Source organism: Polynucleobacter sp. P1-05-14, from assembly GCF_018881675.1.
GTDB lineage: Bacteria > Pseudomonadota > Gammaproteobacteria > Burkholderiales > Burkholderiaceae > Polynucleobacter.
The window spans coordinates 69,471-89,810 of sequence record NZ_JACVPV010000001.1 but is presented as its reverse complement, the minus strand read 5'-3'; the positions used below and the strand labels follow the sequence as shown (position 1 = coordinate 89,810).

The 20,340-nt window shown below is 47.2% G+C and carries 11 protein-coding genes, 4 tRNA genes, 2 rRNA genes and 1 pseudogene; all 18 read right to left on the bottom strand.

Annotated features, from left to right (window positions below; all coding sequences use genetic code 11):
- Positions 1–6: 6 nt before the first annotated feature.
- The 18 genes and pseudogenes from fusA to ICN37_RS00375 all read right to left on the bottom strand — a co-directional run bounded on the left by fusA (position 7) and on the right by ICN37_RS00375 (position 20,286).
- Positions 7–2,109, bottom strand: coding sequence for an elongation factor G (gene fusA / locus ICN37_RS00460; RefSeq protein WP_215321273.1), 2,103 nt, complete (start codon positions 2,107–2,109; stop codon positions 7–9).
- Between the two features lie 27 nt (positions 2,110–2,136).
- Positions 2,137–2,607 (bottom strand): 30S ribosomal protein S7, encoded by a 471-nt coding sequence (gene rpsG, locus ICN37_RS00455; RefSeq protein WP_011901897.1) that lies wholly within the window; start codon positions 2,605–2,607, stop codon positions 2,137–2,139.
- A gap of 161 nt (positions 2,608–2,768) precedes the next feature.
- On the bottom strand, positions 2,769–3,149 hold the full coding sequence (gene rpsL / locus ICN37_RS00450; RefSeq protein WP_072582063.1) for a 30S ribosomal protein S12: 381 nt from the start codon (positions 3,147–3,149) through the stop codon (positions 2,769–2,771).
- A 177-nt stretch (positions 3,150–3,326) separates the two neighbouring features.
- The gene (gene rpoC / locus ICN37_RS00445; RefSeq protein WP_215321272.1) at positions 3,327–7,589 is read right to left on the bottom strand and encodes a DNA-directed RNA polymerase subunit beta'; all 4,263 of its coding nucleotides are present in this window, start codon (positions 7,587–7,589) and stop codon (positions 3,327–3,329) included.
- A 1-nt stretch (position 7,590) separates the two neighbouring features.
- Positions 7,591–11,691 carry a DNA-directed RNA polymerase subunit beta gene (gene rpoB, locus ICN37_RS00440; protein WP_216154299.1) on the bottom strand — a complete coding sequence of 1,367 codons (4,101 nt, stop codon included), beginning with the start codon at positions 11,689–11,691 and terminating at the stop codon, positions 7,591–7,593.
- A 226-nt stretch (positions 11,692–11,917) separates the two neighbouring features.
- Positions 11,918–12,292, bottom strand: a complete 375-nt coding sequence (rplL, locus tag ICN37_RS00435; protein ID WP_173941805.1) for a 50S ribosomal protein L7/L12 — start codon at positions 12,290–12,292, stop codon at positions 11,918–11,920.
- Between the two features lie 159 nt (positions 12,293–12,451).
- Positions 12,452–12,970, bottom strand: a pseudogene (gene rplJ, locus ICN37_RS00430) (50S ribosomal protein L10); the annotation flags it as partial.
- 238 nt (positions 12,971–13,208) lie between these two features.
- Positions 13,209–13,910 carry a 50S ribosomal protein L1 gene (gene rplA / locus ICN37_RS00425; protein ID WP_215321269.1) on the bottom strand — a complete coding sequence of 234 codons (702 nt, stop codon included), beginning with the start codon at positions 13,908–13,910 and terminating at the stop codon, positions 13,209–13,211.
- Positions 13,911–13,912: 2 nt separating this feature from the next.
- Entirely contained in the window at positions 13,913–14,344 is a 432-nt protein-coding gene (rplK, locus tag ICN37_RS00420; RefSeq protein WP_068320088.1) for a 50S ribosomal protein L11, read from the bottom strand.
- Between the two features lie 147 nt (positions 14,345–14,491).
- A complete protein-coding gene (gene nusG, locus ICN37_RS00415; protein ID WP_072582060.1) occupies positions 14,492–15,064 on the bottom strand; it encodes a transcription termination/antitermination protein NusG in 573 nt (190 codons plus the stop codon).
- Between the two features lie 7 nt (positions 15,065–15,071).
- A complete protein-coding gene (secE, locus tag ICN37_RS00410; protein ID WP_216154298.1) occupies positions 15,072–15,449 on the bottom strand; it encodes a preprotein translocase subunit SecE in 378 nt (125 codons plus the stop codon).
- Between the two features lie 20 nt (positions 15,450–15,469).
- A tRNA-Trp gene (locus tag ICN37_RS00405) sits at positions 15,470–15,545 on the bottom strand.
- Between the two features lie 27 nt (positions 15,546–15,572).
- Positions 15,573–16,763, bottom strand: a complete 1,191-nt coding sequence (tuf, locus tag ICN37_RS00400) for an elongation factor Tu (RefSeq protein ID WP_215321266.1) — start codon at positions 16,761–16,763, stop codon at positions 15,573–15,575.
- A gap of 64 nt (positions 16,764–16,827) precedes the next feature.
- Positions 16,828–16,902, bottom strand: a tRNA-Thr gene (locus ICN37_RS00395).
- Between the two features lie 21 nt (positions 16,903–16,923).
- A tRNA-Gly gene (locus ICN37_RS00390) sits at positions 16,924–16,997 on the bottom strand.
- Between the two features lie 5 nt (positions 16,998–17,002).
- Positions 17,003–17,087 (bottom strand) — tRNA-Tyr (locus ICN37_RS00385).
- A gap of 105 nt (positions 17,088–17,192) precedes the next feature.
- Positions 17,193–17,306: ribosomal RNA gene (gene rrf, locus ICN37_RS00380) — 5S ribosomal RNA — on the bottom strand.
- A 106-nt stretch (positions 17,307–17,412) separates the two neighbouring features.
- Positions 17,413–20,286 (bottom strand): 23S ribosomal RNA (locus ICN37_RS00375).
- Between the last annotated feature and the right edge of the window lie 54 nt (positions 20,287–20,340).

The following is a 20,340-nucleotide window of genomic DNA, read 5'->3' as shown; positions in this document are numbered from 1 at the left end:
GATAAATTACTTCGCTTTGGCAGCCATAACTGCTTCAGCAACGTTCTTCGGTGCTTCGGAATAATGCTTAAACTCCATGGTGTAGGTAGCGCGACCTTGGGTCAACGAGCGCAAGCCAGTTGAGTAACCAAACATCTCTGCCAACGGCACTTCAGCGCGAACGATCTTACCGCCGCCTGGAATGTCGTCCATACCTTGCAAAATACCGCGACGGGATGAGAGATCGCCCATTACGTTACCCATGAAATCTTCTGGTGTTTCTACTTCAACAGCCATCATCGGCTCAAGTAACACTGGCGCTGCTTTACGCATACCGTCTTTGAATGCCATAGAGCCCGCCATCTTAAATGCGTTTTCATTGGAGTCAACATCATGGTATGAACCGAAGAACAATGTAGCTTTGATATCAACGACTGGATAACCAGCCAAAATACCGGAGTTCAATGTTTCGCGAATTCCTTTTTCTACAGCAGGGATGTATTCGCGTGGAACTACACCGCCCTTAATAGCGTCAATGAATTCAAAACCTTTGCCTGGCTCTTGTGGCTCAAGCTTCAATACCACGTGACCGTATTGACCGCGACCACCAGACTGCTTAACAAACTTACCTTCGATTTCTTCGCAAACTTTACGAATAGTTTCGCGATAGGCAACTTGTGGCTTACCAACAGTTGCTTCAACACCAAACTCACGACGCATACGGTCAACCAAAATTTCCAAATGGAGCTCGCCCATACCGGAAATAATCGTTTGACCAGATTCTTCATCTGTCTTAACGCGGAATGATGGATCTTCTTGTGCCAAACGATTCAAAGCAAGACCCATTTTTTCTTGGTCTGGTTTTGTCTTTGGCTCAACTGCTTGTGAGATAACTGGCTCTGGGAATACCATGCGCTCCAAAATAACAATGCTATCTGGGTCACATAATGTTTCGCCAGTAGTTGCGTCTTTTAGACCAACTGCAGCAGCGATATCCCCTGCGTAGACTTCTTTAATTTCTTCACGTTGGTTGGCATGCATTTGCAATAAACGACCAACACGCTCTTTCTTACCCTTGATTGGGTTGTAGATTGTGTCGCCAGATTTCATTACGCCCGAGTAAACGCGGAAGAAGATGAGCTGGCCAACAAATGGGTCAGTCATAATCTTAAATGCCAATGCAGAGAATTTCTCAGCATCGTCAGCTTTACGTGTTGTTGGGGTGCCGTCTTCCAATTCACAAGGAACTGGTGGAACGTCTAATGGGGATGGCAACAACTCAACCACCGCATCCAACATCGCCTGAACGCCTTTGTTTTTGAAGGCAGTTCCGCACATCATTGGAATGATTTCATTAGCAATCGTACGTTGACGCAACGCTTTTTTGATTTCTTCTTCGGTTAACTCTTCGCCACCAAGATACTTCTCCATCAACTCTTCTGAACTTTCAGCAGCGGCTTCAACCATCTTTTCGCGCCACTCATCTGCAGATGCCTTTAATTCAGCAGGAATCTCTTCGTAGCTAAACTTAGTGCCTTGTGAAGCCTCATCCCAATAGATGGCCTTCATTTTTACCAAGTCCACAACGCCCTTGAAGTTTTCTTCAGCGCCAATAGGAATCTGGATCAAGATAGGATTTGCTTTAAGGCGTAACTTCATCTGGTCATAGACCTTAAAGAAGTTCGCGCCAGTGCGGTCCATCTTATTTACAAAAGCTAAACGTGGAACTTGATACTTGTTAGCTTGACGCCAAACAGTTTCAGATTGTGGCTGTACACCACCAACCGCACAGTAAACCATGCAAGCACCATCCAACACGCGCATTGAACGCTCAACTTCAATAGTGAAGTCTACGTGTCCTGGGGTATCAATAATATTGATACGGTGCTCTGCGAAATTACCAGCCATGCCCTTCCAGAACGTTGTAGTAGCAGCAGATGTAATCGTGATGCCACGCTCTTGCTCTTGCTCCATCCAGTCCATGGTTGCAGCGCCATCATGTACTTCACCAATTTTATGATTAACACCGGTGTAGAACAAAACGCGTTCTGTAGTTGTTGTCTTGCCTGCGTCAATGTGCGCAGAGATACCAATATTGCGGTATCTGTCGATGGGGGTTTTACGTGCCACTGTTGGTGCCTTTTCTTTACTATTTGATTAGAAGCGGAAATGTGAGAAAGCTTTGTTAGCTTCTGCCATACGGTGAACTTCTTCACGCTTCTTCATTGCTCCGCCGCGACCTTCTGCAGCTTCTAATAATTCGTTGGCCAAACGTTGAGCCATAGATTTCTCACCGCGCTTTTTAGCGGCTTCGCGCACCCAACGCATTGCCAAAGCAGAGCGGCGTGATGGGCGAACTTCAACAGGAACCTGGTAGTTAGCGCCACCAACACGACGGCTCTTCACCTCAACCATTGGCTTTACGTTGCCCATAGCTGTTGAGAAAATTTCGAGTGGTTCTTTGTTTGCTTTTTTCTCGATGTGATCAAAGGCACCGTAAACGATACGCTCTGCAACCGATTTCTTACCGTCCAACATGAGGACGTTCATGAATTTAGCTACTTCTACATTACCGAATTTTGGATCCGGCAAAATTTCCCGTTTGGGAACTTCACGACGACGTGGCATAACTACTCCTTCAGTTCAGTTAGGGGCGACCCACATGGATCACCCGCTCCGGCCGCCCTACTATCTAAGAAAATTCTTAGACGAGACAACCACTTACTTGTCTTTTAAGTCTGACAAACGAAGACCTACTACAAATACTTCAGCAAAAATCTATTGAAAGATTAAGCAGATTTCTTAGCGCGCTTAGCACCGTACTTGGAACGAGACTGCTTACGGTCTTTAACACCTTGCAAGTCAAGTGAGCCACGAACGATGTGGTAACGAACACCTGGCAAATCCTTTACACGACCACCACGGATTAACACTACTGAGTGTTCCTGGAGGTTATGGCCCTCACCACCAATGTATGAAATCACTTCAAAACCATTGGTTAAGCGAACTTTGGCTACTTTACGGAGCGCAGAGTTAGGCTTTTTAGGAGTAGTGGTGTACACACGTGTACAAACACCACGGCGCTGCGGACTGTTTTCCAGTGCAGGGCTCTTACTTTTAACGATCAGCCTGGATCTTGGCTTACGTATTAATTGATTAATTGTTGGCATAAAATAGCTCGGTTAGTACTTCTTTGTTGCTTTCTTCAAGAAAATCAATGACTTAGAGAATTTCTAGGTCAAAAAGACCCTCTTCTGAATCAGTAGAACTCAGCATTCTAGCTTGGCCAGCCTTTTCCGTCAACCAAATGGGGAAAAAACTGGCCATTTCTGGCCAGAATTACCAAATTAGCTCGGATCAGCCTCCCCAGCAGGAGCAACGACTTCAGCCTCAATTTCTACAGGCATATTGGCCATTGCCTCTTCTTCGGCGGCAATCATTTGAGCGCGATCACGCTCGAATTGCTCTCTGACCTTGCGTGCACGGCGGTAAGACAAGCCGGTACCAGCAGGAATCAGACGACCAATAATGACGTTTTCCTTGAGGCCACGGAGTGTATCGGTCTTGCCCATAATTGCGGCTTCAGTCAATACACGGGTGGTTTCTTGGAAAGAAGCCGCTGAAATGAAGCTGTCGGTCGACAAGGATGCTTTTGTAATACCCAACAGCACGTTCTCGAACTGGGCTGGGCGCTTACCTGCAGCAATCACTAAATCGTTAGCGTCATACAGTTTTGAACGCTCAACTTGCTCACCAGTGATGTAAGCGGTATCGCCGCCATCAGTAATTTGCACACGACGCAACATTTGACGCACGATCACTTCAATGTGCTTGTCATTAATCTTCACGCCCTGCAAACGGTAAACGTCTTGAACTTCATCAACGATGTAGATCGCCAACTCTTCAATACCGCGGAGAGTCAAGATGTCATGTGGATCAGCAGGGCCTTCCACAATCATCTCGCCCTTGTTCACAACTTGACCGTCATGAACAAGAACTTGCTTCTCTTTAGGAATCAAGAATTCATTGGCTTCGCCGTCCATATCAGTAATAACCAAACGTTGTTTACCTTTGGTTTCCTTACCGAATGACACTGTTCCAGTCACTTTCGCCAATACTGCTGCATCTTTTGGTGAACGTGCTTCGAACAATTCAGCAACGCGTGGCAAGCCACCGGTAATGTCGCGAGTCTTCTGTGATTCGATTGGAATACGCGCCAATACTTCACCAACTTCAACTTTCTGACCATCTTTAACCGTAATCAAAGCACCTACTTGGAGGCCAATGTTTACTGGATGATCAGTACCGGCGATCATGACTTCGTTACCCTTGTCATCAACCAAGTTGATCATTGGACGAACGCCTTTGCTAGCAGCAGAACGACGCTTACCGTCAATCACCACCAAAGTGGAGAGACCAGTAACTTCGTCAACCTGCTTAGCAACAGTTACACCTTCTTCGACGTTGTCGAAGCGAGCGATACCAGCGTACTCAGAAATAATCGGACGTGTTAATGGGTCCCATGTCGCCAAGCTTGCGCCAGCCTTAACAGCCGCATCTTCTTTTAACAAGAGAGTTGCGCCATAAGGCACCTTATGGCGCTCACGCTCACGACCGTTCTCATCAACGATCAAGGCTTCGCCAGAACGTGAAATCACGATCTGCTCACCCTTCGCGTTCTTGACAACACGCATCGTGGCAGAGAACTTCAAAGCACCGTTAGATTTGGCTTCAATATTGCTTGCAACTAATGCACGTGACGCTGCGCCACCAATGTGGAAAGTACGCATAGTCAACTGTGTGCCTGGCTCGCCGATAGACTGAGCGGCGATCACGCCAACTGCTTCACCAACGTTTACCAAACCACCGCGACCTAGATCACGTCCGTAGCACTTCGCGCACAAACCAAAGCGAGTTAGGCAAGACAATACTGTGCGAACTTTAACTTCGTCGATACCCAATGCAACGATTTGATCAACATGATCTTCATCGAGCAATGTGTCGTTCGGAACAATGACTTCTTGTGTGTCAGGATGAACGATGTCACCGATACATACACGACCCAAAATACGGTCACGCAATGCTTCGATAATTTCGCCGCCTTCAACCAGCGCCTTCATGGTTACACCATTAGTTGCGCCGCAATCATCTTCAATCACCACGAGATCTTGAGTAACGTCGCACAAACGACGTGTCAAGTAACCAGAGTTCGCTGTCTTCAACGCTGTATCAGCCAGACCTTTACGAGCACCGTGAGTTGAAATGAAGTACTGCAATACGTTCAAGCCTTCACGGAAGTTCGCAGTAATTGGGGTTTCAATGATGGAGCCATCAGGCTTAGCCATCAAACCACGCATACCGGCCAACTGACGAATCTGCGCTGCAGATCCACGTGCACCAGAATCCGCCATCATGTAGATGGAGTTAAAGGACTCTTGACGAACAGTCTTACCGTTACGGTCGAGTACGTCAACGTGTGACAACTCGTCCATCATCGCCTTACCAACTTGGTCGCCTGCAGCACCCCAAATATCAACCACGTTGTTATAACGTTCTTGATTGGTTACGAGGCCTGACATGAACTGCTTGTCGTACTCTTTAACCTTGGCAGAAGCCTCAGTGATGATGCGCTCTTTAGAGGTCGGGATCAACATATCGTCGATCGCAACTGAGATACCAGCGTTGGTTGCCAAACGGAAACCAGACTGCAAGAGGCGGTCAGCAAAAATAACCGTTTCACGCAAACCGCACTTACGGAATGATGTGTTGATCAAACGTGAGATTTCTTTTTTCTTCAAAGGCTTATTAATTTCCTCGAAAGACATGCCTTTAGGCAAAATCTCAGACAAGATTGCGCGGCCAACTGATGTTTGGTAGATCTTGGTCTTCTCAGCAAAACGGGCGTCGCCCTCTGCCTTCTTGTCCACAATCTCAAACTCAGTAATACGGACAGCAACACGAGAAGCCAATTCAACTTGACCTGCTTCGTATGCACGTACCACTTCAGTAATGTTAGCGAAGACCATGCCTTCGCCTTTACCGTTGATCTTGTCACGTGTAGCGTAATACAGACCCAACACCACGTCCTGTGAAGGTACGATAGATGGTTCGCCGTTGGCTGGGAACAATACGTTGTTCGAAGCCAACATCAATGTACGCGCTTCCATTTGCGCTTCGAGCGACAAAGGTACGTGAACCGCCATTTGGTCACCGTCAAAGTCTGCGTTAAATGCCGCGCAAACTAATGGGTGCAATTGGATTGCCTTACCTTCAATCAGCATTGGCTCGAAAGCCTGAATACCGAGACGGTGCAATGTAGGCGCACGGTTCAACATGATTGGATGTTCACGAATCACTTCTTCGAGAATATCCCAAACGATTGGAGTCTGGCTCTCAACTTCTTTCTTCGCAGCCTTAATCGTGGTTGCAATTCCTAAAGTCTCAAGCTTGTTGAAAATGAATGGCTTGAACAATTCCAAGGCCATCAATTTTGGTAAGCCGCACTGATGCAATTTCAATGTAGGGCCAACCACGATGACTGAACGACCAGAGTAGTCAACACGTTTACCCAACAAGTTTTGACGGAAACGACCGCTCTTACCTTTAATCATCTCAGCCAAGGACTTGAGAGGACGCTTGTTAGCGCCAGTCATAGCCTTACCGCGACGACCGTTGTCGAGCAATGAGTCCACCGCTTCTTGCAACATCCGTTTTTCGTTACGAACGATGATCTCTGGTGCACGCAACTCTAACAAGCGCTTTAAACGGTTGTTACGGTTAATTACACGACGATAGAGGTCGTTCAAATCTGAGGTAGCAAAGCGACCGCCATCCAATGGCACCAATGGGCGCAATTCTGGTGGCAATACTGGCAGCACTTCCATGATCATCCAGTCAGGCTTAATGCCTGAAGTCTGGAACGCCTCGAGCACTTTTAAGCGCTTAGCGTATTTCTTGATCTTGGCATCGCTACCAGTAGCTTTTAAATCAGCGCGAATCGTTTCTACTTCGCGATCGATATCAATCGAACGTAAGAGGTCACGAATACCTTCCGCACCCATGATGGCGGTAAATGCACCGTCACCATACTCTTCAGTCTTGGCAATGTATTCATCTTCAGACATGATCTGACCGCGCTTCATTGCGCCTTCAGGAGTCATACCAGGATCTACAACTACATATGCTTCAAAGTAAAGAACGCGCTCGATATCACGCAATGTCATATCGAGAACCATACCTAAACGGGATGGTAAAGATTTCAAGAACCAAATGTGCGCTACAGGGGCTGCCAACTCAATGTGGCCCATGCGCTCACGACGTACCTTAGCGAGAGTAACTTCAACGCCGCACTTCTCGCAGATAACGCCACGGAACTTTAAGCGCTTGTACTTACCGCATAAGCACTCGTAGTCTTTAGTTGGTCCAAAAATCTTGGCGCAGAACAAACCATCACGCTCGGGCTTAAAAGTCCGGTAGTTGATGGTTTCTGGTTTGCGTACTTCACCAAAAGACCATGAGCGAATTTTCTCAGGAGATGCGAGACCAATTTTGATGACATCAAACTGCTCTTCGCCCTGCGTTTGCTTAAATAAATCGAGCAATGCTTTCATATCAGTTGCGCTCCATGTCAATGTCAATACCCAACGAACGGATTTCTTTTACCAGCACGTTGAAGGATTCGGGCATGCCAGCATCAATCGTGTGCTCGCCCTTGACGATGTTTTCGTAAACCTTGGTACGGCCTGCGACGTCATCGGACTTCACTGTCAGCATTTCCTGCAAGACATATGAAGCACCGTATGCTTCGAGGGCCCAGACTTCCATCTCACCAAAGCGCTGACCACCGAACTGAGCTTTACCGCCCAATGGCTGTTGCGTTACTAAAGAGTAAGGTCCGGTTGAACGAGCATGCATCTTGTCATCGACCAAATGGTGGAGTTTCAAGACGTGCATTACGCCAACAGTTACTGGACGCTCAAATTGGTCGCCGGTACGGCCGTCGCACAAAATCATTTGCTGACGTGATGGCGTCATCTTCAAAGATTTAGCAACATCTTCTGGATACGCCAACTCGAGCATACGTCCGATTTCAGCTTCAGTAGCACCGTCAAACACTGGGGTTGCAAATGGCAAGCCTTGGCGGAGATTCTCAGCCAAAACAGTGATCTGCTCATCAGTGAAGTTGTCGATATCTTCAACACGACCTGTTTCGTTGTAAAGCTGCTTGAAGAACTTACGCAATTCAGTTTGCTTAGCGTGCTCACGAACCATCTCATCGATACGCTTACCAATACCTTGGGCAGCCCAACCTAAGTGGGTTTCCAAGATCTGTCCAACGTTCATACGGGAAGGAACGCCCAATGGGTTCAAGACGATGTCTACAGGGCGTCCGTCAGCCATAAATGGCATATCTTCTGCTGGGGCGATTTTAGAAACCACACCCTTGTTACCGTGACGACCGGCCATCTTGTCACCAGGCTGCAAGCGACGCTTAACGGCCAAGTACACCTTAACCATCTTCGTTACGCCAGGTTGTAAATCATCGCCCTGGGTAAGCTTGGTGCGCTTCTCTTCAAAAGCTTCATCAAACTGTTTACGCTTCGCTTCGATAGAAGATTTAATCGCTTCAACTTGTGAGGCAACCTCATCATCCGCTGGACGAACATCGAACCAATGGTATTTGTCCAAATCAGCAAGATATTCCTTGTCGATCTTGGTGCCTTTAGCCAATTTCTTAGGGCCACCGTTGGCAACTTTGCCAATCAACAGCTTTTCTAAACGCATGAAGGCATCGCCCTCAACAATACGGAGCTGGTCGTTTAAGTCCAAACGATAGCGTTGTAATTCTTCTTGAATGATTGACTGTGCACGTGCATCGCGCTCAATACCTTCACGGGTGAAGACTTGAACATCGATAACAGTACCAATCATTCCAGATGGAACGCGCAATGAAGTATCTTTAACGTCAGATGCTTTTTCACCGAAGATCGCACGGAGCAGCTTCTCTTCCGGAGTGAGAGTTGTCTCACCCTTTGGAGTTACCTTACCAACCAATACGTCGCCAGCTTCAACTTCAGCACCGATGTAAACAATACCGCTCTCATCCAAGCGGGAGAGTTGTGACTCAGCCAAATTGGAAATATCGCGAGTAATTTCTTCTGAACCAAGCTTGGTATCACGGGCAACAACCGACAACTCTTCAATATGAATAGAGGTGTAGCGGTCGTCAGCAACAACTTTTTCAGAGATCAAGATTGAATCTTCGAAGTTGTAACCGTTCCATGGCATAAATGCCACAGTCATGTTTTGACCCAAAGCCAATTCACCTAAGTCGGTAGATGCGCCGTCAGCAACTACGTCGCCGCGGACAACACGATCACCAGCCTGAACGATTGGGCGTTGGTTAATGTTGGTATTTTGATTTGAACGGGTGTACTTGATGAGGTTATAAATATCCACACCAACTTCACCAGCTGCTGTCTCGTCATCGTTTACACGAATAACTACACGGTTTGCGTCAACATAATCAACGATACCGCCGCGGGAAGCCAAAATCACAGTACCAGAGTCAACCGCAACAATACGCTCTAAACCTGTACCAACCAATGGCTTGTCTGGACGCAAGCAAGGAACTGCTTGACGCTGCATGTTCGCACCCATCAACGCACGGTTTGCATCATCGTGCTCTAAGAATGGAACGAGTGAAGCAGCAGCAGAAACAATCTGGCTAGGAGCAACGTCGATGAAATCGATGCGCTCTGGGCTAACCATCATGGTCTCACCAGCTTGACGAGCAGAAACCAATTCGTCGGCCAACTTACCGCTCTTGTCGATTGTTGCGTTTGCCTGAGCAATCACATACTTTGCCTCTTCAATTGCAGAGAGGTAAACCACTTCATCGCTTACCTTGCTATTGGAAACTTTACGGTATGGGGTTTCTAAGAAACCGTGCTCATTCAGACGCGCAAATAACGCGAGTGAGTTGATCAAACCAATGTTTGGTCCTTCTGGAGTTTCAATTGGGCAAACACGTCCGTAGTGGGTTGGATGCACGTCGCGCACTTCAAAGCCTGCGCGCTCGCGGGTCAAACCACCAGGTCCCAATGCAGAAATACGACGCTTGTGCGTAATCTCTGAGAGTGGGTTGGTTTGGTCCATAAACTGGGACAACTGTGAAGAACCGAAGAACTCACGAATAGCAGAAGAGATTGGCTTGCTGTTAATCAAGTCATGAGGCATGAGGTTTTCTGTTTCGGCTTGGCCGAGACGTTCTTTAACCGCACGCTCAACACGTGACAAACCAGCACGGAATTGGTTTTCAGCCAATTCGCCAACGCAACGTACACGACGATTACCTAAGTGATCGATATCGTCTACTTCGCCTTTGCCGTTACGCAAATCTACGAGGGACTTAATAGTGTCGAGAATATCTTCGTTCGACAGAACCATTGGGCCTTCCATTTCTGGACGGTTCAAACGGCTGTTAACTTTCATACGGCCAACGCGTGATAAATCGTAACTATCTTCGTTATAGAACAAGCGCTGGAACAAGGCTTCAACAGCATCTTCTGTTGGAGGCTCACCAGGACGCATCATGCGATAGATGGCAATACGAGCAGCCATTTGATCCGCAGTTTCATCAGTACGCAATGTCTGAGAAATATATGCGCCAGAATCTAAATCATTGGTGTAGATAGTTTCTAATTGCTTGATGCCTGCATCGCGCAATGTAGCCAATACCTCTTCAGTGATTTCATCATTAGCATAAGCCAAAATTTCACCAGAATCTGGATCAACAATATTGCGTGCAACTACACGACCAATTAAATAGTCATCTGGTACAGCGATTGTTTTTGTCTTAGCAGCCTCGAGTTCACGGATGTGCTTTGCATTGATACGCTTGTCTTTTTGAATAACTACAACGCCATTCTTGTCGAGCACATCGAAGCTAGCCAACTGACCACGCAAACGCTCTGGTACAAATTCCATTGAGCCGCCATTAGCAGTCAATGAGAAATGATCAAAGTTAAAGAAGTTAGCGAGAATCTGTTCGTTGTTTAAACCAATTGCTTTGAGCAAAATGGTGACAGGCATCTTACGACGACGGTCAACGCGGAAATAGAGAATATCTTTTGGATCGAACTCGAAATCGAGCCATGAACCACGGTAAGGAATGATGCGTGCTGAGAACAGCAGCTTACCTGAGCTGTGTGTCTTGCCCTTATCGTGTTCGAAGAACACGCCTGGGGAACGATGCAACTGAGAAACGATGACGCGCTCAGTACCGTTAATCACAAAAGAGCCATTTTCTGTCATGAGTGGAATTTCACCCATGTAGACTTCGCTCTCTTTTACCTCTTTAACCTTAGTAGGCGCTTCGCGATCATAAATAATCAAGCGAACTTTTGCGCGTAAGGCAGAGTGGTATGTGTAACCACGTTGCTGACATTCTTTAACGTCAAATGGTGGTTGTGACAACTGGTAAGACACGTATTCCATACGTGCATAGCCGTTGTTAGACACAATTGGGAATGCTGATGTAAAGGCAGCTTGAAGTCCCTCAGTAAGACGAGACGTTGCTGGCTTTTCAGCCTGTAAAAATTTAGCGTAGGATTCCAGCTGCGTTGCGATCAGGTACGGAACCTGGTGGTTATTTACTCGCTTAGCAAAGCTTTTACGGACTCGCTTGCGTTCGGTGAAGCTATAGTTCATTTCATCTCCGAATTCAGCGACTGTACAAAGATTTGGCGATTGGCCACTACCAATCACTGGCGGACAACACTAAACCGATAGATTTAGTGTCCGACCAAACTTGCATTCTGCAGTCGTATCAGAAGGCAAACCCGATTTCAATCAGAAATGAAATCGGGTTTGACCTCTAAAGATCAAACCCAACGTAACTAACGACTCCTTTTGGGAGGCGCTAGAAAAGTTTGGATTACTTGATTTCTGACTTAGCGCCTGCTTCGTCAAGCTTCTTCTTAGCTTCTTCAGCTGTCTTCTTATCAACAGCTTCTTTGATTGGCTTCGGTGCACCATCAACCAAGTCCTTAGCTTCTTTCAAGCCAAGACCAGTAATTTCGCGAACTGCCTTAATTACTGAAACCTTGTTTGCGCCAGCTTCGAGCAAGTTAACAGTGAATTCTGTTTGCTCTTCAGCAGCAGCGCCGCCAGCTGCACCAGCAGGACCAGCAACAGCCATCGCTGCAGCTGAAACGCCAAACTTCTCTTCGAACGCCTTAACCAAGTCGTTCAAATCCATAACGGACATGCTACCTACTGCATCAATGATTTCTTCTTTAGTAATCGCCATTTTTAGCTCCTAATACTTAAATAGTTAATTTGTCGCTTATTCAGCGGCAGGGGTTTCAGGTGTTTCTGTTCCAGCTTCTGGGGCTGCGGCTGCAGGCTCAGCACTTGCTTCTGGAGCGGCGGCTTCAGCAACTACTTCTGCTGGGGCTGCCACTACTTCTGCTACCGGTGCTGCAACAGGAGCAGGTGCTCCTTCTGCCTTTTGTGCTGCTACTGCGCCCAATACGCGAGCCATCGCAGATACAGGCGCCAACATCACACCCAACAACTGAGATAACAACTCATCGCGGCTTGGAATAGACGCGAGGGATTTAACACCCGCTACGTCCAACAACTTGCCGTTATATAAGCCAGCAGTAATGACTAGCTTGTCTTGAGTCTTAGCAAAGTTCTGCAATACTTTTGCCGAAGCAATCGGATCAGCAGAGATGCCGTAGATCAAGGGGCCAACCATCGAATCAGCAAGGGGCTCAAACTGTGTGCCTTGTGCAGCACGGCGTGCCAATGTGTTCTTCAAAACGCGAAGATATACACCTTGGTCACGTGCGCTAGCACGTAGCTTTGTCAACTGCTCTACTGGAATACCACGGTATTCAGCGAGCACGACAGTTTGGGCTCCAGCCAATTGAGCGCCGACATCAGCAACAATCGCTTTTTTGTCTTGTACATTCAAAGGCACGGTTTAACTCCATAAAAACCAACTGTTTCCAGTTGGGGTTACACACCAGCGTCTGATCATTTGTTCACAAAGTTCTTGTGAAAATCTTTTCAGGGTCGCCATCTGCGCTGGTTATTACTTTCGTAACGATTAAGAATTCATCTCTATAAAAGCAAACTCATTCACCAACGGTCTTTGATGTTCGACTCTCACTCGAAGAGCAGGAGTCGACCCAAAGTTCTTTTTTGTTACAGGCTAATTAAGCTGCTGCCTGTAACGATGCTTGGTCTACGCGTACGCCTGCACCCATAGTGCTGCTTACAGCAACCTTCTTTAAATAAATACCCTTAGATGCAGGTGGCTTCGCTTTATTTAAAGCTTCGAGCAAAGCGAGCAAGTTTGATTTCAATGCAGTCGGCTCGAATGAACGACGGCCAATGCTTGCGTGCACGATACCGGCTTTGTCCACACGGAACTGAACTTGACCAGCTTTTGCATTTTTAACTGCAGTAGCAACGTCAGGAGTCACTGTTCCAACTTTTGGATTCGGCATCAAACCACGCGGGCCCAATACTTGACCTAAAGTACCAACAATTTTCATTGTGTCTGGAGATGCGATCAAAATATCGAAATCAATTTTGCCGCCTTTAATTTGTTCTGCAAGCTCTTCCATGCCAACAATTTCTGCACCAGCGGCTTTAGCTTGTTCAGCCTTCTCGCCTTGAGCAAAAACGGCTACACGAACATGCTTACCTGTACCAGCTGGGAGCACTACCGCGCCACGCACAACTTGGTCAGATTTCTTAGCATCAATGCCTAACTGAACAGCAACATCGATAGACTCATCAAACTTAGCAGTTGCACACTCTTTAACGAGGTTCAATGCGTCATCTAATGAATAGAACTTGTTGCTATCAACCTTAGATTGAATTGCTTTAACGCGTTTAGATAATTTAGTCATGATTAGAGACCTTCCACAGTGATGCCCATGGAACGGGCGCTACCAGCGATTGTTCTAACAGCTGCGTCCATATCAGCTGCTGTCAAATCTGGCATTTTTGCTTTAGCGATTTCTTCTGCCTGGGCACGAGTAATGGAGCCCACTTTATCGGTATGAGGACGTGGTGATCCTTTTTCAATCTTCGCAGCCTTCTTAATCATGATGGTTGCTGGAGGAGTCTTCATGATGAATGTGAAGCTCTTATCAGCAAACGCTGTAATCACGACTGGAATTGGTAGGCCAGGTTCCATGCTCTGAGTTTGAGCATTGAACGCCTTACAGAATTCCATAATGTTAAGACCGCGTTGACCCAATGCTGGACCTACGGGTGGTGATGGATTTGCTTTACCTGCAGGGATCTGCAGCTTAATAAATCCAATAATCTTCTTTGCCATGTGTGCTCCTTAAAGCGCGCCTAACCTCATAAGGAAAGACCGCCGTTGAGTAAACGCTTCGCTAGTTTTTGGCTTTCTAGCTCCGCTCCTCGGTTATTGCTAACCACTTAACTACTAACTACTAAAACCAGGACTAAGTCCTTGTTTTTACATCTTTTCTACCTGGCCGAACTCCAGCTCAACTGGAGTACCGCGGCCGAAAATTGTAACAGAAACGCGCAATCTTGACTTCTCATAATTGACTTCTTCGATATTTCCGTTGAAATCAACAAATGGTCCTTCTTTAACTCGCACGATCTCGCCAACTTCAAATAGGGTCTTAGGCTTGGGTTTATCCACCCCAGCCTGCATTTGATCCATGATTTTTGCTACTTCCGCAGTGGAAATCGGGCTTGGGCGGTTGCGTACGCCGCCTACGAAACCGGTTACTTTTGGTGTATTTTTCACCAAATGCCAGCTCTCATCGGTCATTTCCATCTCAATTAGGACATAGCCTGGGAAGAAACGACGCTCAGAAACTGACTTGGTACCGGACTTGATTTCCACAACCTCTTCGGAAGGGACCAAAATACGGCCAAATTTCTCAGGCATTCCAGAGCGTGCAATACGCTCTTCAAGACCTCTTTTCACGCTCTTTTCCATTCCGGAATAAGCATGAATGACGTACCAGCGCATATTGCCGATAGCCTGTGGATTAGTAGCTACTTCAGAATCAATCATTTTTTACTCACTTCCAGCCCAAAAAGACTGAAAAAACTAGCCATTCAATCAATTTGTCTGCAATCCATAAAAATAAGGACATGATCAGAACAAAGCCAAATACGACTAGAGTCATTTGGGTGGTCTCTTTACGAGTTGACCAAACAACCTTTTTTACTTCATACCAAGAATCTTTTGCGTAGGCGATAAAACGGCGCCCATCTGGTGAAATCGCCACAATCAAAACTGCAGCAGCAATACCACCAAACAAAACAGCGAGACGAATCAACATAGATTGATCTACCAGCGTGTAGTACAAGACTAGCGCTGCAACGACGACTAAAGCAGCTAGTCCAGAGACCCAGCCGCTTTTTTCTTCAGTATGACTTGCTGTTTGATGAGACATTTTACTTTCAGTTCAAATCGTGGCAGGGGCGGAGGGCATCGAACCCCCAACCTTTGGTTTTGGAGACCAACGCTCTGCCAATTGAGCTACACCCCTTTATAAAAACTAATTAAAACTTACTACTTAAGCCAAAATCTTTGCAACCACGCCAGCGCCAACAGTACGGCCACCTTCACGGATCGCAAAACGTAAACCTTCTTCCATCGCGATTGGAGCGATGAGCTTTACGGTAATCGAAACGTTATCACCAGGCATGACCATTTCTTTGTCTTTTGGCAACTCGATTGAACCAGTTACGTCCGTAGTACGGAAGTAAAACTGTGGACGATAGTTGTTAAAGAATGGAGTATGACGACCACCTTCATCTTTACCCAAGATATAAACCTCGGCTGTAAAGTGAGTATGTGGGGTGATTGAACCTGGCTTAGCCAATACTTGGCCGCGCTCAACTTCTTCACGTTTTGTACCGCGTAACAAGATACCAACGTTATCGCCTGCTTGACCTTGGTCGAGCAATTTGCGGAACATTTCAACACCAGTACAAGTAGTCTTGAGTGTTGGCTTGATACCGATAATTTCGATCTCTTCACCAACCTTAACAATACCGCGCTCGATACGACCAGTCACAACAGTACCGCGACCGGAGATAGAGAACACATCTTCAACTGGCATCAAGAATGCGCCGTCAACAGCACGTTCTGGAGTAGGAATAAAGGTATCCAAAGCTTCAGCCAATTTCATGATGGCTTCTTTACCCAATGGGCCTTCGTCGCCTTCAAGAGCTAACTTAGCAGAACCACGGATGATTGGTGTGTCATCGCCAGGGAATTTGTATTTAGATAAAAGCTCACGAACTTCCATTTCTACGAGCTCTAACAACTCTTCGTCATCAACCATGTCGCACTTGTTCAAGAACACGATGATGTAAGGAACGCCCACTTGGCGTGCCAAGAGGATGTGCTCACGAGTTTGTGGCATTGGGCCGTCAGCAGCAGAGCAAACTAAAATTGCGCCGTCCATCTGAGCAGCACCAGTAATCATGTTCTTCACGTAGTCAGCATGTCCTGGGCAATCCACGTGTGCGTAGTGACGGTTTGCAGTCTCGTACTCAACGTGCGCAGTATTAATCGTAATACCACGTGCTTTTTCTTCAGGAGCAGCATCGATCTGATCGTATGCTTTAGCTTCGCCACCGAATGCTTTAGAAAGCACGGTTGCAATTGCTGCTGTCAATGTGGTTTTACCGTGGTCAACGTGACCGATGGTGCCTACGTTTACGTGCGGTTTTGTCCGCTCGAATTTTTCTTTTGCCATTTTTAATCTGCCTTTAGTTAACTCTTAAACCAAACACGAAATACACAATTAATAAAATCAAACATGGTGCCCATGGGCAGGATCGAACTGCCGACCTCTCCCTTACCAAGGGAGTGCTCTACCACTGAGCCACATGGGCGAAATCTAATGCAACAAATTCTGGAGCGGGATAAGAGAATCGAACTCTTGACCGAAGATTGGAAATCTGCTGTTTTACCATTAAACTAATCCCGCACATCTGGTGGAGGGGGTAGGATTCGAACCTACGTAGGCATAGCCAACAGATTTACAGTCTGCCTCCTTTAGCCGCTCGGACACCCCTCCGCGAACCCAATATTCTGACTCCAAATGGAGTTTCTGTCAATATCTCTAAACGCTTTGCACAAGTAAAAACGCCCAGACCTAAGAGGGTCTGGGCGTCGCATTGGTGCCCGGCAGTTACCTACTTTCACACGGGTAATCCGCACTATCATCGGCGTAAAGTCGTTTCACTGTCCTGTTCGGGATGGGAAGGAGTGGTTCCAACTTGCTATGGTCACCGGGCGTAGAGGGTCGAGTTGCTGATTAAATCAACAACTCTATTTGAGTAAGCATGTAATAAGGATGCAGATTAAATCTGGCAAACATCCAACACAATAGTGCTGGTTATAGGATCAAGCCTAACGGGCAATTAGTATCGGTTAGCTTAATGCATTACTGCACTTCCACACCCGACCTATCAACGTTGTGGTCTTCAACGACCCTTTATGTAGGTTAAACCTACGGGAGATCTCATCTTCAGGCAAGTTTCCCGCTTAGATGCTTTCAGCGGTTATCTCTTCCATTCATAGCTACCCTGCGATGCTTCTGGCGAAACAACAGGTACACCAGCGGAATGTCCACTCCGGTCCTCTCGTACTAGGAGCAGCCCCCGTCAAATCTCCAACGCCCATGGCAGATAGGGACCAAACTGTCTCACGACGTTTTAAACCCAGCTCACGTACCTCTTTAAATGGCGAACAGCCATACCCTTGGGACCGGCTACAGCCCCAGGATGAGATGAGCCGACATCGAGGTGCCAAACACCGCCGTCGATATGAACTCTTGGGCGGTATCAGCCTGTTATCCCCAGAGTACCTTTTATCCGTTGAGCGATGGCCCTTCCATACAGAACCACCGGATCACTATGACCTGCTTTCGCACCTGCTCGACTTGTCGGTCTCGCAGTTAAGCACGCTTTTGCCATTGCACTTTAGGTACGATGTCCGACCGTACCAAGCGTACCTTCGTACTCCTCCGTTACACTTTGGGAGGAGACCGCCCCAGTCAAACTGCCTACCATGCACTGTTCCCGACCCGGATAACGGGCCAAGGTTAGAACCTCAAATAAATCAGGGTGGTATTTCAAGGTTGGCTCCAACAGAACTAGCATCCTGTTATCAACGCCTCCCACCTATCCTACACAGACCGATTCAAAGTCCAATGCAAAGCTACAGTAAAGGTTCATGGGGTCTTTCCGTCTAGCCACGGGTAGATTGCATCATCACAAACATTTCAACTTCGCTGAGTCTCAGGAGGAGACAGTGTGGCCATCGTTACGCCATTCGTGCAGGTCGGAACTTACCCGACAAGGAATTTCGCTACCTTAGGACCGTTATAGTTACGGCCGCCGTTTACTGGGACTTCAATCAAGAGCTTGCACCCCATCATTTAATCTTCCAGCACCGGGCAGGCGTCACACCCTATACGTCCACTTTCGTGTTTGCAGAGTGCTGTGTTTTTATTAAACAGTCGCAGCCACCTTTTTATTGCAACCCTTTCGTCCTCCCCTTGTACAGGGTCAAACTACCAGGGCGTACCTTATCCCGAAGTTACGGTACAAATTTGCCGAGTTCCTTCTCCTGAGTTCTCTCAAGCGCCTTAGAATACTCATCTCGCCCACCTGTGTCGGTTTGCGGTACGGTCTTGTTAGACTGAAGCTTAGAGGCTTTTCTTGGAACCACTTCCAATTGCTTCGCGAATAAATTCGCTCGTCTCACGCCCTTGAATTACGCTACCGGATTTACCTAATAGCCATCTCCAACGCAAGAACCGGGACTTCCAACACCCGGACAACTTTCCGCGATCCGTCCCCCCATCGCATCTAACAATGGTCAAGGAATATTAACCTTGTTCCCATCAGCTACGCATCTCTGCCTCGCCTTAGGGGCCGACTCACCCTGTTCCGATGAACGTTGAACAGGAAACCTTGGGCTTACGGCGAGGGGGCTTTTCACCCCCTTTATCGCTACTCATGTCAGCATTCGCACTTCTGATACCTCCAGCATCCTTTACAAGATACCTTCACAGGCTTACAGAACGCTCTCCTACCATCACATTGCTGTGATCCGCAGCTTCGGTTATATGCTTAGCCCCGTTACATCTTCCGCGCAGGACGACTCGATCAGTGAGCTATTACGCTTTCTTTAAAGGATGGCTGCTTCTAAGCCAACCTCCTGACTGTTTTAGCCTTCCCACTTCGTTTCCCACTTAGCATATATTAGGGACCTTAGCTGGCGGTCTGGGTTGTTTCCCTCTTGACACCGGACGTTAGCACCCGATGTCTGTCTCCCGTGCTTGCACTTGTAGGTATTCGGAGTTTGCTATGGCGCAGTAATCCGCAATGGACCCCACTACCATGACAGTGCTCTACCCCCTACAGTGATACACGAGGCACTACCTAAATAGTTTTCGGAGAGAACCAGCTATTTCCAGTTTTGTTTAGCCTTTCACCCCTATCCACAGCTCATCCCCTAACTTTTCAACGTTAGTGGGTTCGGTCCTCCAGTACGTGTTACCGCACCTTCAACCTGGCCATGGATAGATCAACTGGTTTCGGGTCTACACCCAGCAACTAGCGCCCTATTCGGACTCGCTTTCGCTACGCCTTCCCTATTCGGTTAAGCTTGCTACTGAATGTAAGTCGCTGACCCATTATACAAAAGGTACGCAGTCACCCCTTACGAGGCTCCTACTGTTTGTATGCACACAATTTCAGGATCTATTTCACTCCCCTCCCGGGGTTCTTTTCGCCTTTCCCTCACGGTACTTGTTCACTATCGGTCGATTACGAGTATTTAGCCTTGGAGGATGGTCCCCCCATATTCAGACAGGATTTCACGTGTCCCGCCCTACTTGTCTCTAGCCTAGTACCACTCAATAATTTTCACATACGGGACTATCACCCTTTATTGTTGGACTTTCCATTCCATTCTGTTAATTACTGAGATATCACTAGAAGGCTGTTCCCATTTCGCTCGCCACTACTCTGGGAATCTCGGTTGATGTCTTTTCCTCTTGCTACTTAGATGTTTCAGTTCACAAGGTTCGCTTCTCATACCCTATGTATTCAGGTATGGATACCACAAAAGTGGTGGGTTTCCCCATTCAGAAATCCCCGGATCAAAGCTTATTTACCAGCTCCCCGGGGCTTATCGCAGGTTATAACGTCTTTCGTCGCCTGTAATCGCCAAGGCATCCATCATGTGCACTTATTCACTTGATCCTATAACGAGCACCATTGCTAGTACCTGTTAAAGGTTTTACTTCTACTTCTGAC